This is a genomic window from Ercella succinigenes, from assembly GCF_900002895.1.
In genome coordinates, this window is sequence record NZ_CDHP01000071.1 from 1 (window position 1) to 16,175 (window position 16,175).

Consider the following 16,175-nt stretch of genomic DNA (forward strand, 5'->3'; position numbering starts at 1 on the left):
GAAGAATCAGCGTTCCTACTCTAGTTGTCAGGGTACGCTCGCGATAGCCATTCCGATAGCTGACACGTCCATCACTTCGCTCATACGGCTCGGCATTCAATTGTTCGCTGGCCTGTCCTCGCAGCACCGCATCAAATACTTTTTCCAGTAATTTCGCCACCCCGTTCTCCCGATTTCCAAGCATAAGGTCTTTAAGAATTTCGTCTTCCAGTGTAAGATGTACTTGAGCCATGATCTCATTCCTTTCAGTTGTTAGTTTCGCAAAACCTATTATACCGAAAGCGAGCTCGTGGCTCTTTTTTATTTCTCAATTTACACCAAGTATACGGACTTTATCTTTTTTTACGAAATTGTTTGTGATAGCTTATATAAAGAAAGAACTTGTGTCATAGATAGGAAGTGTAAGGGATGACTCTGGCTACGTTTTTAGATTTATTGATTAATATTTTTTTTGCCGGAATTGCCGGAGCTTTGGTTTATGCTTTGTTTCGCTATTATTACCGTGGTCTACCAACTATACAAATGCTCGATATTTCAATAATACCTGCATGTGTACTAACTGCTTTTTTGTTTTCTCAATTCAGCGTCTGGCCTGCACTTTCGATAATTCTGGTTTTAGTTTTTGGAATTATTCATTTTAGAACCGTTATTAGTGATTTAACTGATCTTATTTTTGTTTTTTGGGCTTTATTATCAGGAATTTTAATTGGTGCCGGCCTGGATTTTTATATATTATTGTCAAATCTTCTGATAACCCTTGTAGGTATCCTGATCATAAAAATGAAGCAGCAACGTCAGTTTTATCTGTTTCTAATCAGGTACGAAACAGATATTGAGGTTCAGCTAAATAAAAAACTTGAGCCTTTACAGGCAATTGTGCAAGAACAATTATATACTGATGATCTTTGTGATCTTACATTAAAATTACCTGAACAATTTGTTGATCTTGATCTGATTGATGAAATTTCGCAGATGAAAGGGGTTCATCAGGCTCTAATGGTTCAAAGTGATAGTTTTCGCTAACCAGAGCTATTTGCAATACTTAAACAATTGGCAGTATGCATTATCTTTAAACATATTATTTGTGATCAATTCAGTCTTTCATTGTGCTATACTCTTTTCATATTTGTGCAGGAGGCTTATTTTATGCCTAAAAAAAATCTGAAAAAGGCTGTTCTTAATCATAAAAAAATTATCATAGTCTTGTCTTCTTTGTTTATCCTTATAATCTTATTCACACTAATTGCTATTGGGTCATGTAACAAAAACAAATCAATAGAAGAAACAACACAAACAAGTGAAACAACTTCACTTGAGACCACAAAACAAACTGAAAGTACTACGGAAAACAGTTCTTATACATATGATTTGAACCCTTTAAGTGGTTTAGCTTTAACTGATAATTCCATTATTGGTCAAAGACCTATCGCAATCATGATTAATAATGTAAAAGTTGCGAACCCCCAGATCGGAGTGGGTCAGGCCGAGATACTTTTTGAGATGGAAGTTGAATACGGTCTTACAAGAATGATGGCTGTTTTTGCCGATGTAAATTCTATTCCCGAGACAGGTTCGATTCGCAGTGCCAGGCACGATTTCATAGATCTTGCAGGTGGTCTTGATGCCATTTTTGTACATATTGGCGGCTCCTATATGGCTTATAATCAACTTCAAAACCAGGGGACAGATCATCTGGACGGACAAGTATTGGCAGATACATTCTGGCGTGATCAGGACTGGGCAAAAAATCGTGGTTATGAACATAGTGTCAAAACCACGGGCGATCGTATATTGGCGGCAATAGAAAAACTTGAAATAAGAAGAGATGTAAAAGAGGATTATGAAAAACCATTTAACTTTAATCCTGAAACTGAGTTTGTTGTTAGTGGTGATATAAAAGCGGATCAGGCGGATATAGTTTTTTCCGGTGCAGCTTCTACTTCTTTGCTTTACAACAAGGACAGTAAGCTTTATGAAAAAAGCCAACATGGTCAAGTTCAGATTGATATGGGTACCAATAAGGCTCACTCTTACACCAATGCTCTTATACTGCAGGCAAATATAGGCAGAGTTGGTTCAGATATACTTGCGGAGGTAGACCTTAGTGCTGGATCTGGCTATTATCTTACCGGTGGTAAGGCGGAAGAAATCACCTGGGAAAAAGGTGGAACCTATGACGATTTTAAATTCTACAAAGCAGACGGCAGTGAGCTTTTGCTTAATTGCGGACAAACATATATAGCTATAATGTCAGACAGGCAGACTGTTTCCTTTGAATGATATTTTTTCAATTTTATAATTCTATATTTTTACAAATCAAGTTATAGTTCATCTTCAGCAAGGGTGAACTATAATTTTATGTTTAATCCTCTCCTGAACGGCTGCCATCTTTTAAGCGGCGGTCTATTTCCCTTTTGGCTTGCTTCTTAGCCTCATCATTACGCTTATCATACTGCTTCTTACCTTTTGCCAGACTAACTTCTATTTTTACACGCCCATGCTTAAAATATACTTTTGTTGGAACCAAGGTCAAACCTTGTTGTTTGACTATTCCAAACAATCTGAGAATCTCTCTTTTATGCATAAGTAATCTTCTGGCTCTCAGAGGATCCTGATTAAATCTGTTACCTTGTTCATAAGGACTTATATGCATGCCATGAACAAAAAGCTCGCCATTTACTATTGAAGCATAGCTTTCTTTAAGGTTTATCGACCCTTGACGAATTGATTTTACCTCAGTTCCGGCAAGCTCAATTCCAGCTTCCAATCTTTCTTCAATATGATAATCATGATAAGCCTTCTTATTTTCAGCTACCAATTTATATTTTTTGTCCTGAGCCATCTTTTTTACCTGCAGCTTTCTATCTTATTAATTGCAAAAAACTTATTTGTATTTTCCCTGATTATATTATCAAAAACCGTTTTCAGCGTGTATATTCACATAGTTATGCACACTATCCACATAGTTTTCCACACAAAATATGGTTTTTACATATCTACAACCCCGATTTTACAAGCTTTGTCAGATTTTGTCGAATTTTGTCCACATTTGTCGGATTTGAATATTCCACAGCAAATTCATGAATATTCAAAAATTATACACATTTAGTTCACTCTTTGACTTAAAACATCAAAACTTTCAACCTTCACCTTTGAGATTTAATCCACAATGATTTTAACTAAAAACAAAGGCAAAGTTTTAATAAAATCAGCTCACAAATCCAGACTGGCGACAGCATTTAAATCCATAGATGATGTCTTCCCTTTCAAGAAGGAAAAATAACCTGCGCTGGCTATCATTGCAGCATTATCAGTACACAAAATCAAAGGCGGATACGTCAATTCAATATTGTTCTGATTCGTTTTCTTACGCATCAATTCTCTAAGAGCACTGTTTGCTGATACTCCTCCGGCCAAAACTACACGTTTTATACCGTAATCCTGAGCCGCTTGTATAGCGTGGTCAGATAATACGTCCACAATTGCATGCTGAAAAGTTGCAGCAAAGTCCTGAAGTGATATTATTTTCTGCCAACTATCATCATCTTTACATTCTGCTTGCTGCTTTAACTGGTTCAGCTGATTTAAAGCGGCAGTTTTTAGACCACTAAAAGAAAAATCCAGACTATCATTAAAACGAGTTCTAGGCAGATAAAAAGCATCTGTTCTGCCGTTTTTTGCCGTTTTATCCATTAAAGGGCCTCCTGGATACCCAAGCCCAAGAGCTCTTGCAAGTTTATCAAAAGCTTCTCCTGCTGCATCATCTCTCGTGCGCCCGATAACCTTAAAGCTGTCATAATCATCGACAAGTACCAGATGACTGTGTGCACCAGAAACAACTAGACACAAGAAGGGTGGCTCAAGCTTTGGATCAGCCAGATAATTGGCAGCTATATGTCCGGCTATGTGCTGAACACCAATCAAAGGCAGGCCGCTTGCCAAAGCAAGACCTTTTGCCGCTGATAGACCAACTAATAAAGCCCCTACAAGTCCAGGTCCGTAAGTCACTGCTACTGCGCTGATATCTTCCAGGCTGACATCAGCCTCAGTTAATGCCTGATCAATTACCGGCAATATTGCTTCAACATGCATTCTGGATGCGATTTCTGGCACAACACCGCCAAACTGCTGGTGAAAGTCTGCCTGAGAGGCAATGATATTAGACAAAATCTGCCGTCCATCTGCTACAACTGCAGCAGCAGTCTCGTCACAAGATGATTCTATACCTAAAATCAGAGTTTGCTTTGACATAATATTTTACCTCTATTAGAACACCAGATTAACCCAGTTCTGATCAATTAAAACTAAAAGGCCCAGAACTATAACATAAGAGGCAAAAACTAAAATGCCCTTGGCAGTAAGTTTCTTGAGCATATAATTCATTGCCAGATAGCCGGATATTGCAGAAGCTGCAACACCTATGATCAAAACCAAAGGATCAATTTCTGTGATAGCAGATCCTTCGCCCTTAAATAATTTGACAAGATCCAGTGCAAAACCACCGGCAATTGCAGGAATTGACATCAAAAAAGAAAATCTGATTGCTTTTTTACGCTTTATTTTACAGTGCAATAAGGCAGCCAATGTAGATCCTGATCTTGATATACCTGGCATAATTGCTACAGCCTGACCTAGACCGGCAATCAAAGCCTGTTTATATGATATCTCTTTTTCATTTGAATTGTTGGTTTCTGGTTTTATTTCTTCATCTTCTGTTTTATCGGTTGCATCTGCTTCCTGATCAGATATTGCCAATTTCCTGATTCTGGTTTCTGATCTTTCAGATTTTACCATTATTATAGAAAGCAAAATAACTCCAGTCATCAGAAACTGATAACCTAAAGTTCTGCCATCAAACAAAGATTCAAACCAGTCTCCAAGAAGCAATGCAGCTACAACGGCAGGAATTGTTGCAACAACAATAAGCCAGGTCATTTTGCCAAATATATCGCGTATTATTTCCATTATTTCTTTTCGCATAACAATAAAGACTGCGATTAATGTCCCAACATGCAATAAAGTGGTAAAAGACATCATTATATCGCTGTTTACACCAAAAACTCTGCCAAAAAGCGTAAGATGTCCTGAACTGCTGACAGGAATAAACTCTGTTATCCCCTGAATTAATCCCAATATCAAAGCTTCTATCAAATTCATATTGTTTTTTCGAATCGTTAATCCAGCTTTTTGCCGGCAAAACAATTCTTTTCCCTCCCAGATAATGTCATTAATTATAAATACATATAAGTACATTAATACAATACCGTAAGCATATTGTATTGATAATAGAATCGCTACCAATTTTACCACAAGTTGACTTATCGCGTGATATAATGATACGCGATTAACAACAGAAAAAAAACAACTGCTATTGGGCATAGTAATTCCAGTAACAGAATAGATTTAATTTAGATCTAAATCAGGAGATATTGTGAAAGACAAAACTAGTATTTTGAAAGTAAAAAACGAGAAACGCATGCCTCGTCGTTTAAATAAACTAGCCATAATTGCCTCTTTTTTGGCAATAACCGTAGTGGTTCTGCTAATCCTGACTTTTGTTAATGCAGATCAGATAATGAGAACACCTGGAAAACCGCTGTCAAATTTTTCCAGCAATATAATGCCTGATTACAGATTAGCAAGCTTTCCCTCTCTAGATGAGCAAACACGCCTTTCCGGCTGGTTTTTCCCTGCTAGAACTGAAGCTATAAGTACAATCATAATGATTCATGATAATCAGAACAACCGTTTACAATTTGAGTTGGATAGCCCGGCTCTATTTGAATTTCTTGTAGATCAGGGTTTTAATGTTTTGGCTTTTGATTTACGTAATTCAGGGAAATCAGATGGCCAGTTATCCTCTTATGGTTATGCCGAATGGAGTGATGTTCTGGCAGCTATCCAATATGCCAGACAGTATACATCTACAAGCGATGTGGTTCTCTATGGAATTGGCAGCGGGGTTTCTGCAGCACTGATGGCATGGGAGGAACTGCCTCCGGCCGGAACAACTCAGGAAGATTATCCTGCCGAACTGCAAAGATTGACTTATGATCGCAGTTATATAAGAGCAGTTATTCTGGATACTCCAGCTATCACACCCGACATTTATATTCAAGCAGATTGCCGGAATATGGGCAATCTAGGCACCTATCTTCTACAATATACGGTTCCGTATGCAATAAGACTTTCAGCAGGTCATCCGGGATCAGTCAATCATATAACACTTATTTCTCAAATGCAGATACCTGCGTTGTTGACCTGGAGCGAATCAGACAGTCATATTGGAAACAGTTCGATTTCACCGCTTGTTCAGGAGCGCTTGCGCCTTCATCCGGATACAACACATACTTTTGAATCTAAAGGTACAGGTTATTGTCAGGGTTGGATCAATGATCAGGAGCAATACGCTGAAGCATTGAAACGTTTTTTCTCCCGCTATGTATATTAAATGAATAGATAAATTCAACTTTTTCGCCCGAAATTCCTCGACAACCAAAGCGAACGAGAATGTTAATCCATTAAATATGTAGGAAATTTGAGTAGAATAAAATAATTCTTTTCAAATTTACTTCAAATTCTTTTCAAATTAGCTTCAAAAATTTTTAACAGTGCCAATTATTGACAATTAAAAAGGCAGGAGTATAATAATAAATGAAGGACAAAGATAGTCAAAGTCAAACCGGAGGCTTGCAAGCAGATTTTTTTAGCATTCTGCTATCCCCCAAAAAACTTTGATTAATCTATGTCTGAATGCTAATACAAACCAAAAATAAATGGAGGTGTTGATTATGTTTGGATTAGTACCTTTTGACAGAAAACACAGAGGTCTGCAGACTTCACAAAACAGTCTTTTTGACATTAACAATGTAATGGAGAATTTTTTTAATGATTCAGTGTTCCCTTCCTTTTATTGCAATAGTTCTCAGATGAAAGTTGATATAAGGGAAACAGATGATGCTTACTGGTTGGATGCAGATTTGCCTGGAATATCTAAAGATCAGGTAGAATTAGAAGTTGATGATGACAGGCTAACAATAAGAGTGAATCAAAGTGAGCAAAAAGATGAAAAAACAGAAAATTATGTCAGAAGAGAACGTTATCAGAGTACGATGTCAAGAAGCTTCGGTTTAAGTTCTGTGGATAGAGATTCTATCAAAGCAGAAATGAAAGACGGGGTTTTGCATGTGAAATTACCTAAATCTGATAACAATACATCTAGAGGAAAAACAATTCCGATTGATTAAGTAAAAATAGCAGCGTAAAAGGCTGCCTGTTTTACTAAAATTGAAAAACCCCGGGATTATCCAGCTCCATCGGAGTCAGTAAGCCCGGGGTCTTCTTTTTATTTACTTCTTATTCCTGCGCTCTTATTGCTTCAACTATCTGATCTTTCATAACCCTCCTTATCGGAAGAATTCCTGCTAGAATTGAAATAATTATAGCACCGGCAAAGGTTGCAATGATCATGTTCCAAGGTAGAGCCTGCAAGGTCAAACTGCCCATAGTTCCTTCAATGCTCTGTCCAAGCAGATAAAGCAAACCAGTACCTATGATTGATCCCCATATTGCTCCATTAGCCCCATAAAGGGAGCATTCCATCAGGAGCATTTTTCTGACTTGTGATCTGCTCATGCCAACAGCTTGCAGCATCGCCAGTTCTCGACGGCGCAAAAGGACATTTGTAGTTACTGTGTTTAATATGTTCATGCTGCAAATCAAAACTATAACGGTTGCAAAACCATAAACAAAAACATTCAGCATTTTCACAATTCCTCTGGCCGTCACCATGCTTTCATAATTATTTTGAATGTATAAAGAACTTTGCATTCCCGGAACATTTTGATCCACATATGGTTCCAGTAATTTGTATACATCTGCTTCATAGCCAGCAGCAGCATCTATTGCAAGTATTTCCTCAATACTTAATGCCTGGCTTAGTGCAGGGGTTTTCGCAAAATATTCCTGCATCATAAATTCTCTGTCGGCAATTAGCATAATTGAATTATTGCCGGAAAAGAAACCTTCTATAAACCAGGGCAACTGATCTATTTCTGCTGCTATTTTGTATGATTCTGGTAAACCGGGCATTTCAATTTCTTCTTCTTTTTCATCATCGTATATAGATACATTTGCCATATTTATACTGTCACCTGGCGACAGATTGGTAAGTGATATTGTTTGAAAACTCAGATCTGATATGTTAACGGGATTTGTCTGTGAAATTATTACCTGGCCTTGCTGCATCTGCTGCCAGACCTGATCGGGATTATTAATATTTATCTGGTCAAGAAACTCCCTGTCGGCAAGCAGAATTCTAACATAGCTGTTTCCAGAGAGTGTTTCCAGTGCCTGTTCTCTTGAAAAAGGCTGTCCGCCAATAAAGTGGCTTTTCTGGATAACTTCAATTAATTCCTCGCTGAATATATCTGGATCACTTTGCATAGGCTGAGAGAACTGTCCATATAGAGCTATTCGCTCGATCATTTTTTCTCTATCCAATATGCTGTAAAGCATATTTAAATCAGCATTTCCTGCAGCATAATTACCTGTGCCAGCTTGTGTAGTTTGTGAATCAGACTCATTTTGTGAATATGTGTATAATCTGAAATCTATCTGCTCGGTGTTGAAATATGTCAATTGTTTTGAGAAAAGATAGGATATTCCGCCGGCTGATAAAAATAATATTGCGCTGATCATAACAGATAAAGTTGTTATTCTAAAGCGCTTACGATCTCGTCTGATGCTTCTCCCTGCTAGAAAACCTGTTACACCCACTAATTTTCTGTTTATTTTTCCTTTACGCATCAATCCTTTGCTTGATTTTTTTTCTACTGAGTAAACACCAGTTTTTCTTACTGCTTCCATAGGGGAGAGTTTACCTGCTTTTACAGCCGGCGAAATAGCTGCAAGCACAATTGCCAGCAGAGATAACAATGCGGCTATTACAAGTGGCCAAGGAGAAACGATCAATTTTAAGTATTCTACTTCTGGCAAACCCAGATTTGAAACATAGTCAAGAGTTATCTTCATGGCAATAACTCCAGAGAAAAGGCCTACTGGTATACCTATTATTGCCATCTGTACTGCATCCTGTAGTACCAATCGTCGAATTTGCGAGGGAGAACCACCGACAACTCGAAGCAGGCCATATTCGCTTGATCTTTCACTTACTGACATAGCAAAGCTATTTCTGATTACAAAAATTACAGATATCATTATAATGGCAGCAAGAATTCCGAAAAAAGTTAACAGACTTGCATTTGTCCCATCATAAGAAGACTGCCCCAGATATCTTAAAAGCCCATCATGTGTTTGCAACCTGACTGTTTGTATATCTTCCCAGACAGATTCATTATTAAATGTCGGATATTTTATGTTTGGAAAGGTCTCTGACAATTCCGGCAGTACATCTTCTAAAGCAGCTAAAATATTAGACTCAAAATCAGTGCTGGCTTTTACGGTAAGATAAACTTCTGCCATTTTTTTCTCTGATTCCTCAATATGAGTCAGTGCATAATAAACGGGGGCAGGCAATTGTGTATCAGTCCAGTCTGCTATACCTACCACTTTATATGTCCTTTTTTGCGAACCGCTGGTATTACCTTCTCTAAGGTCAAATAGATCTAGTTCTATTTCCTGATCAAGCTCCAGTCCCGGAAAAAATTTGAAAAGAGCTGTATTTAAAACTATTTCCGAATCATTTTCTGGTAAACGTCCGCTAAATACAGTCATAGGATATGGATTAAGGCTATCTCCGATTTCACTTATATCTCTTAAGATAAGCCATTCATCATCAGATTCTGAGTCTCCAAGTTTTGCCATATAAACAGAATTAGCAATCAATTCACTATCTTTTATTCTTATATTTGCCTGAAGCTGATTAGCTTGCTCCATAGACAAACCTGAAACATGATAATGCCAGCTTCCTGATCTTGCAGCTTCTGCTTCTGTATACATATTTATAAAACTGGTGAAAAGCAGCGCCAAACCGGCAAAAAGCGCAGTCGCCATTACTATTCCAAGGCTGGTAAAAATGGTACGTTTCCATTGCCGTTTTAAATATCTACGGCTCAGTTGACTAAGAGAATGCATTTTTATCACTCCCTTACAAAGCTTCTGCTATCTGCATCGGTCTGATTAATCCGTCTTCGATTATCATAATCCGATCAGCTTGAGCCGCTATATTTGCATCATGCGTTATCAGTATCAATGTCTGACCAACTCTTCTTACAGTGTCACGTAATAAGGCCATGATTTCTCTGCCATTTTGCGAATCAAGATTACCGGTTGGTTCATCTGCCAGCACAAGTGCAGGACGATGTATTAATGCTCTGGCCATTGCTGTTCTTTGCTGCTGACCGCCAGAGAGCTGATTAGGCAGACTATGTCTTTTGTCCTGCAGATTCAATCGCGCTAACAACTCTTCCAGCCATTCCTGATCAGGTTTGAGACCATCAAGCATTAGCGGCAAAGCAATATTTTCTTCAACTGTTAATACCGGTACCAGATTATAATACTGAAAGACAAAGCCAATACGTCTTCTTCTGTACAATGACATTTGTTTTTCACTGTATTGTGACAGTTCTTTCTCTTCGACTATAAGAGTTCCACTTGTTGGTCTGTCCACACCACCGAGGAGATGCAGTAAAGTTGATTTGCCACTTCCCGACGGACCTATTATTGCAACAAATTCTCCTGTTTCAACTTTTAAATCCACACCACGCAGAGCATGCACAGCGGCATCTTTTTTACCATATGTTTTAATCAGATTTTTTGCATTTATGATTGCCATATATTCCTCCATATTTGTTTGATGAATATAAGCTTAACAATTCTGTCTTAAAGCAAAGTGAATTTTAGCTTAAGATTTCTTAAGAAAGCTGGCAGTAAAGACAGCTCCGGAAGATTGCAGACTACTTGCAGTCAGATCGGCTCCGTTTTGTTCAAAAATAGCTCTTGCCAGCGACAGTCCTATGCCAACTGAATCTGATTTACGCGATGCATTATGCCGATAGAATCTTTCAAAAATCCGATTAATCTCTCCGTTTGGTATACCGGGGCCATTATCACTTATTTGCAATTGCAATGACAACGGAGTTTTTTTAGCTTTTATCTCTATCTTGCCATACTCCGGAATATGTTCCAGGGAATTTTTTATAATATTACTTATTGCCTCTGCCAGCCATTCAGGATCATGCGGCCAGATCATTCCCTGATCTATCATATTATCAACAGAAACATGTTTTTGCTTAATTAACTCATTAAAGGGTGAAATTGATCTATCAACGGTCTTTGCTATATCAGCTGGTATAATCTTCATCTGTACAGAGCCTGCATCCAGTCTTGCCATCTTAAGCAGTCCCTGTATCAGCCAGTCTATACGCTGAATCTGCATCAGTCCCTGTTCAATGAACTGTTCCTGTTTTTGAGCAGACATTGTTTTTTCTTGCATCATCAGGTCAAGATATAATTGTAATGAAGCAAGCGGTGTTTTAACCTGGTGAGATATGTCGGAGAGAAAGTTTTGCAAATACTTTTTATCTCTTTCAAGAGATTTCAATTGCGCTGCCGCTTTTTCAGCCAAATGAGCCGTTGCATACCATAAAACAGCAAGATCACCCTCATTACGTACTGAAACAGCTGATAAATCTATTTTGCCTGGATTTGCCGCTGCCTGTTGAGATATATTGGCAATTTTTCTAATCTGCCTATATATTTCTGATAATATGAATGAGCATAGTATAGTCATAATAATCAATGCAATTGATGCTGGCAAAAAAGCTATCCAAAATCCTGAAAATCTAAATCCATTATAAGCATTGTAGTAAGACCAGGTGTCTGATTGCTCATAACCGTATGAAGCAAGCCACTTTCTGCCGCTTTCAAGTTGTTGATCATCATATCTGCCGTCCAGTAATCCTGACATAGTTATATGTTCAATCTGAGTTTCATCTAAAATTATTTCATTTTCTGCCAGATAGCCAATCATGGCAATTTTTTCTTCTATCTGAACCGTGAGAATTTGTCTGGCAAATATTTCTGATAATAAATATCCGGTAAAAGCCAGCAAAACAATTATCGACATGAATAAAGCCAGCAATCTTCGCTGACCAGGATTGACAAAAACATGAAGCATATAAAACCTCCGGCTAATTTATAAAAGCTCTGAACCAAATTTATAACCTACTCCCCTTATTGTATGAATCAATTGAGGGCTTGTTATATCTTTTTCCAGCTTGTCGCGCAAATGGCTTATATGCACAGATAAGGTATTATCATCAATAAAATCACCTCTATCATCCCAGAGGGACTGAAGTAAAACCTGTCTGGACAAAATTTGTCCACGATTGCGCATAAGAGTAGATAAAAGTCGAAATTCCATTACTGTCAGCTGAATTTCCTCTCCATTATACAGTACACGATATGCTTGAAGATCAAGGGAAACAGGACCATAACTAATTACCTCACTAGAGGTTGTTTTTACATTTTTCCTCCTTAGCACAGCTTTAACTCTGGAAATCAACTCTCTTATCCTAAAAGGTTTTGTAATATAGTCATCTCCGCCTCCATCAAGCCCCATGACCACGTTTGCCTCACTATCACAGGCAGACAGAAAAATAACAGGCCAGGCACCCTTATTCTGCTCTTTTCTGTACTTTACTATTTGATCACAAAAATCATATCCTGTACCATCAGGCAACATCACATCAAGAATAATAAGATCAGGCTCATATTGTTCTGAAAAAATGATCTCCCTGGCTTTTTTGATATTAGGCGCTGCTTTTACTGCAAAGCCTTCACTTTGCAGTGCATATTCAAGACCCATGCTTAATGCAGCATCGTCCTCAAGAAGCATTATTTTTATTTGTTCAACTTGTTCACTCATTTGCTGATAGCACCAGTTCCTGTTGATCCAAAACCACCACCTCTATCGCAGCCGATAGATGAAGGATCATCATGTTTAATAAAATTTGCTTTCAAATGTCTGGCTATAACCATCTGAGCAATTCTATCTCCAGCCTTAATATAAATTGTTCCATAAGGATTGTTTTGATCATCCAGAAAAATAGTTGTATTCATAAAATTTTGCCAGGCATCATCATCAGAATCCGGTATATTAAAATCCATCGGATTATTTTCTTGAAGCCAGTTGAATAAAGAAACAGGTCGGTAATATTTATTTAGTGTACTGATAATTTCAGGATCAGAAGCTATTTTCAATGGCAGTAAGGCAGGATTAAAGGTATTCTGAACGATGACACCTACAGGATTTCGATAATCAGAATCAACTGTTCCCGGTGAATTGCTAAGCCTTAAATCTGTTCGGAGAGAAAGGCCACTGCGGGGACGTATTTGAGCTTCTGTGCCCTCAGGCAGGGCAATTGTTATATCTAAAGGAATTATCACGGTTTCACCAGGTCTTATTATCATGTCGGACGAGGCTATAAGATCACACCCTGCCGCCTGTGGAGAAGCATATACCGGCTGTTCGCCGTTTTTTTCAATTTTAATAAAAACATCAATTACATCCATAAATCTGTCTCCTGTCATTTTTTACACCTATCTGAAGTCTTTCGGCAATTTTATTTACAATTTCAAATAGTTCATTTTTACTTTTGCGATTATTAATGTTTCTAAACGCTTTTACCAGCGCAATTCTTTCTTCTTTTGTCTCATCTATAAAATGCAAACGCCAGTTAATTGCGTAATCAGGTATATATTCGATAGCCTGACTGTCGATGGTCAACTGACTATCCAATAAATCCGTTGAACAAAACAAAGGATGTGTCTGCAAAATCATTTTATTTTTTCTGCTGTCAAAATATTGATAATATTTTGATTGATCAGGAAAAACCTCTGTTTTTTCAAGATAGCATTTCCTGCAGCCGGGCAAGTTTTTGCCAACAGGACAAAAAGCACTGCTCATGAGTCTTTGACGTCCATATACAGGAATAGTAAAACGAGTATTGCCCCAGAGATCACTTAAATCATTGTTTGTTCTGATATTATCTGCTTGCGCAAAAAGAAGCTCTGAACTCATTGCCAGCGAATCCGGCCTGTTTTGCAAAAAGAAACGGCAGCTTTCGCTATTTGATATATTTGCCGAAGAATCAATTTGCACATCAAGGTTTGCTAATGGCAAGAATGCCGTTCCTGGATGACCGCTGCAAACTCCATTTATTCCCCATGCTTCGAGTTTGCCCAATTGCTCAAGCAACCATTGTGAAATATCATTTTGGGGAGCTGGCGGAAGCCAGGCATAAATTTTACATTCTGGTTCAGAATCTTTTAATATACCTATATAAAGTTCCACAGTTTTTTGATTTAAAGACCATAACGGTAATATGTAATTATCTGCCATACAGGCAAGGTCTTCTGGATTATCTGGCAACCGCTGAAACCAGACATCTATTTGCTGTGGCTTTTTTTCTGATTTTTCGCCTTGCTCAGTTTGGATAAATTGAGCATTATTTTTATCAATAAAGGATTGTATTCCATAATTAGTACTTGTATCAGATAATTTAAATTCTGGAACAAACTCACCCTTTATGTCATCATTAAATATTATGCTGTTATAGATAGTCGCAGCCTGTATTTTTGCCGTTATAAGATCAATTGCTTCACGTCTTATCTTATTTATGTCAGAAATTGTTATCGGCAGCGGCAATTTATCTAAATATGGACAAACTATCTCAACAACTTCAAATGGTGTTGAACCGGTTTTTTTCAATTGTTGAAATATGCGTTCTGAAGACTGATCATAGTCAGCAGATGCGGCTACAAGCTCATGAGATATTTTTATATCACGATATATACCTGATACTACTGCAACAGTCAAATTAAGCTTAAGTGCATCATTTTGATCAACTACATCAAGCAACATTTTTATTTTGGTTTTTTTGCCTTTGCTTTTTTTTAGCTGATTAACTGTTTCCAGATCCGTCATTTGATGAACTTTATCTCCTATGCGGAAACGGCTTATTATGTCAGGGTGAAAACCTTTTACGATCATCACTCTACCTTGCATCTGCACAGATCCCACCGGAGCACTTGCTATTTCTTCATCCTGACCTGCTCTTCTAATCGACAGAACATCGCCCTTTAAAGGTTGATTATTGACAAAATGATCGGTCATTATCTCAATTATTCCCTGACGGGCTTTTATCCCTCTAATATCACCAAGTTCCATCCCAAAACTACCAGGATATATTCCAGTTAAAAAATCCTCTTGCATATCTCCTGATATATATCTATCTGTGAATGAACCACCCCGGTTAAATGATTTAAGGAATCTGTTTGTTCTCTCTTTATCTGGTGTTATGCCTTTTAATTCACATTCTTGCCTGTTTTTGAGTTCAGTTTTTCGAGACGGAGACTGCATAAAAACAGCATCTTTATTTTGCCTGAGATCTAATTCATCAAGCACTTTTCTATATTCGGCCACAGCTATAGAAGTATAGTCTTCAGATTTCATGCGGCCTTCTATTTTCAGTGAACTTACGCCTGCATCAATAAGCTGTGGTAAATATTCAATAAGAGCCTGATCGCGCGGACTTATTAATCTACCTGGATGACCACTGTCTATTCTGTACTTCAGTCTGCAAGGCTGAGCACATAAACCTCTATTGGCACTTCTCCCGTTTTGAACACTGCTCATAAGACATTGGCCTGAATAACAAATGCATAAGGCACCGTGAACAAACACTTCCGTTTCAATTTCTTTTTCAGAAGCGTAACGGCTTAATGAATATATTGATTCAAGGGATAGTTCACGTGGCAGAACAACTCTCTTCAGACCTAGATTTGCTGCCATATCAATACCTGGTTTATCTGAAATTGTCATTTGTGTACTGGCATGAACCGGCAAATACGGTATTTCACGACGCAAAAAAGCTGCCAGACCCATATCTTGTACAATCACAGCATCTATACCAGACTGCCAGGCTTTGTAAGCAAGCATAACTGCCTTATTTAATTCCTCCTGAGAAAAGAGTATGTTTAAAGCAAGGTAGCCCTTTACAGAATAAACATGCAGTAGATTCATGATTTCGGCTATTTGTTCTGAAGTTATGTTTTCGGCATTTGCACGGGCATTGAAAGAACCAACGCCAAAATAAACAGCGTCAGCTCCATTGTGAACTGCCGCCTTTATAGCCGCCATACTCCCGCCG

Annotated in this window: 14 protein-coding genes; 4 read left to right on the plus strand and 10 right to left on the minus strand. The window is 38.0% G+C overall.

What is annotated here, in order from left to right:
* Positions 1–232: transposase (locus AC0KSB_RS14340; protein ID WP_472310437.1), on the minus strand; the 232-nt coding region annotated here is incomplete at its 3' end.
* Positions 233–408: 176 nt separating this feature from the next.
* Here AC0KSB_RS14340 and AC0KSB_RS14345 point away from each other — a divergent pair.
* Complete coding sequence (locus AC0KSB_RS14345) at positions 409–1,023, plus strand: hypothetical protein (protein ID WP_472310438.1); 615 nt, start codon at positions 409–411, stop codon at positions 1,021–1,023.
* A 123-nt stretch (positions 1,024–1,146) separates the two neighbouring features.
* Positions 1,147–2,280, plus strand: coding sequence for a DUF3048 domain-containing protein (locus AC0KSB_RS14350; protein ID WP_472310439.1), 1,134 nt, complete (start codon positions 1,147–1,149; stop codon positions 2,278–2,280).
* An 82-nt stretch (positions 2,281–2,362) separates the two neighbouring features.
* On the opposite strand, the gene smpB is transcribed toward AC0KSB_RS14350, so the two are convergent.
* The 3 genes from smpB to AC0KSB_RS14365 all read right to left on the minus strand — a co-directional run bounded on the left by smpB (position 2,363) and on the right by AC0KSB_RS14365 (position 5,202).
* Positions 2,363–2,842 (minus strand): SsrA-binding protein SmpB, encoded by a 480-nt coding sequence (gene smpB / locus AC0KSB_RS14355; protein ID WP_472310440.1) that lies wholly within the window; start codon positions 2,840–2,842, stop codon positions 2,363–2,365.
* Between the two features lie 371 nt (positions 2,843–3,213).
* A complete protein-coding gene (gene tsaD, locus AC0KSB_RS14360) occupies positions 3,214–4,251 on the minus strand; it encodes a tRNA (adenosine(37)-N6)-threonylcarbamoyltransferase complex transferase subunit TsaD (protein WP_472310441.1) in 1,038 nt (345 codons plus the stop codon).
* Between the two features lie 15 nt (positions 4,252–4,266).
* Complete coding sequence (locus AC0KSB_RS14365; protein WP_472310442.1) at positions 4,267–5,202, minus strand: undecaprenyl-diphosphate phosphatase; 936 nt, start codon at positions 5,200–5,202, stop codon at positions 4,267–4,269.
* 229 nt (positions 5,203–5,431) lie between these two features.
* On the opposite strand from AC0KSB_RS14365, the gene AC0KSB_RS14370 reads away from it, so the two are divergent.
* On the plus strand, positions 5,432–6,451 hold the full coding sequence (locus tag AC0KSB_RS14370) for an alpha/beta hydrolase (RefSeq protein WP_472310443.1): 1,020 nt from the start codon (positions 5,432–5,434) through the stop codon (positions 6,449–6,451).
* 340 nt (positions 6,452–6,791) lie between these two features.
* Positions 6,792–7,247: an Hsp20/alpha crystallin family protein gene (locus tag AC0KSB_RS14375; RefSeq protein WP_472310444.1), complete on the plus strand. Its 456-nt coding sequence runs from the start codon at positions 6,792–6,794 to the stop codon at positions 7,245–7,247.
* 109 nt (positions 7,248–7,356) lie between these two features.
* Here the strand turns inward: AC0KSB_RS14375 and AC0KSB_RS14380 are convergent, their stop codons facing one another.
* The 6 genes from AC0KSB_RS14380 to AC0KSB_RS14405 form a co-directional block, all read right to left on the minus strand.
* Entirely contained in the window at positions 7,357–10,095 is a 2,739-nt protein-coding gene (locus tag AC0KSB_RS14380; protein WP_472310445.1) for an ABC transporter permease, read from the minus strand.
* A gap of 13 nt (positions 10,096–10,108) precedes the next feature.
* Positions 10,109–10,795 carry an ABC transporter ATP-binding protein gene (locus tag AC0KSB_RS14385; RefSeq protein WP_472310446.1) on the minus strand — a complete coding sequence of 229 codons (687 nt, stop codon included), beginning with the start codon at positions 10,793–10,795 and terminating at the stop codon, positions 10,109–10,111.
* Positions 10,796–10,864: 69 nt separating this feature from the next.
* The gene (locus tag AC0KSB_RS14390; protein WP_472310447.1) at positions 10,865–12,139 is read right to left on the minus strand and encodes a sensor histidine kinase; all 1,275 of its coding nucleotides are present in this window, start codon (positions 12,137–12,139) and stop codon (positions 10,865–10,867) included.
* Between the two features lie 18 nt (positions 12,140–12,157).
* A complete protein-coding gene (locus AC0KSB_RS14395) occupies positions 12,158–12,889 on the minus strand; it encodes a response regulator transcription factor (RefSeq protein ID WP_472310448.1) in 732 nt (243 codons plus the stop codon).
* Positions 12,886–13,536 (minus strand): dUTP diphosphatase, encoded by a 651-nt coding sequence (locus tag AC0KSB_RS14400; protein WP_472310449.1) that lies wholly within the window; start codon positions 13,534–13,536, stop codon positions 12,886–12,888. The genes AC0KSB_RS14395 and AC0KSB_RS14400 overlap by 4 nt, the downstream gene beginning before the upstream one ends.
* Positions 13,523–16,165, minus strand: coding sequence for a peptidase U32 family protein (locus AC0KSB_RS14405; RefSeq protein WP_472310450.1), 2,643 nt, complete (start codon positions 16,163–16,165; stop codon positions 13,523–13,525). The genes AC0KSB_RS14400 and AC0KSB_RS14405 overlap by 14 nt, the downstream gene beginning before the upstream one ends.
* Positions 16,166–16,175 lie beyond the last annotated feature (10 nt).

What these genes read in the sequence shown, in the direction of transcription:
- AC0KSB_RS14345 (WP_472310438.1), top strand. Translation starts at nt 409, where the DNA reads ATGACTCTGGCTACGTTTTTAGATTTATTGATTAATATTTTTTTTGCC.
- AC0KSB_RS14350 (WP_472310439.1), top strand. Translation starts at nt 1,147, where the DNA reads ATGCCTAAAAAAAATCTGAAAAAGGCTGTTCTTAATCATAAAAAAATT.
- smpB (WP_472310440.1), bottom strand. Translation starts at nt 2,842, where the DNA reads ATGGCTCAGGACAAAAAATATAAATTGGTAGCTGAAAATAAGAAGGCT.
- tsaD (WP_472310441.1), bottom strand. Translation starts at nt 4,251, where the DNA reads ATGTCAAAGCAAACTCTGATTTTAGGTATAGAATCATCTTGTGACGAG.
- AC0KSB_RS14375 (WP_472310444.1), top strand. Translation starts at nt 6,792, where the DNA reads ATGTTTGGATTAGTACCTTTTGACAGAAAACACAGAGGTCTGCAGACT.
- AC0KSB_RS14380 (WP_472310445.1), bottom strand. Translation starts at nt 10,095, where the DNA reads ATGCATTCTCTTAGTCAACTGAGCCGTAGATATTTAAAACGGCAATGG.
- AC0KSB_RS14385 (WP_472310446.1), bottom strand. Translation starts at nt 10,795, where the DNA reads ATGGCAATCATAAATGCAAAAAATCTGATTAAAACATATGGTAAAAAA.
- AC0KSB_RS14390 (WP_472310447.1), bottom strand. Translation starts at nt 12,139, where the DNA reads ATGCTTCATGTTTTTGTCAATCCTGGTCAGCGAAGATTGCTGGCTTTA.
- AC0KSB_RS14395 (WP_472310448.1), bottom strand. Translation starts at nt 12,889, where the DNA reads ATGAGTGAACAAGTTGAACAAATAAAAATAATGCTTCTTGAGGACGAT.
- AC0KSB_RS14400 (WP_472310449.1), bottom strand. Translation starts at nt 13,536, where the DNA reads ATGGATGTAATTGATGTTTTTATTAAAATTGAAAAAAACGGCGAACAG.
- AC0KSB_RS14405 (WP_472310450.1), bottom strand. Translation starts at nt 16,165, where the DNA reads ATGGCGGCTATAAAGGCGGCAGTTCACAATGGAGCTGACGCTGTTTAT.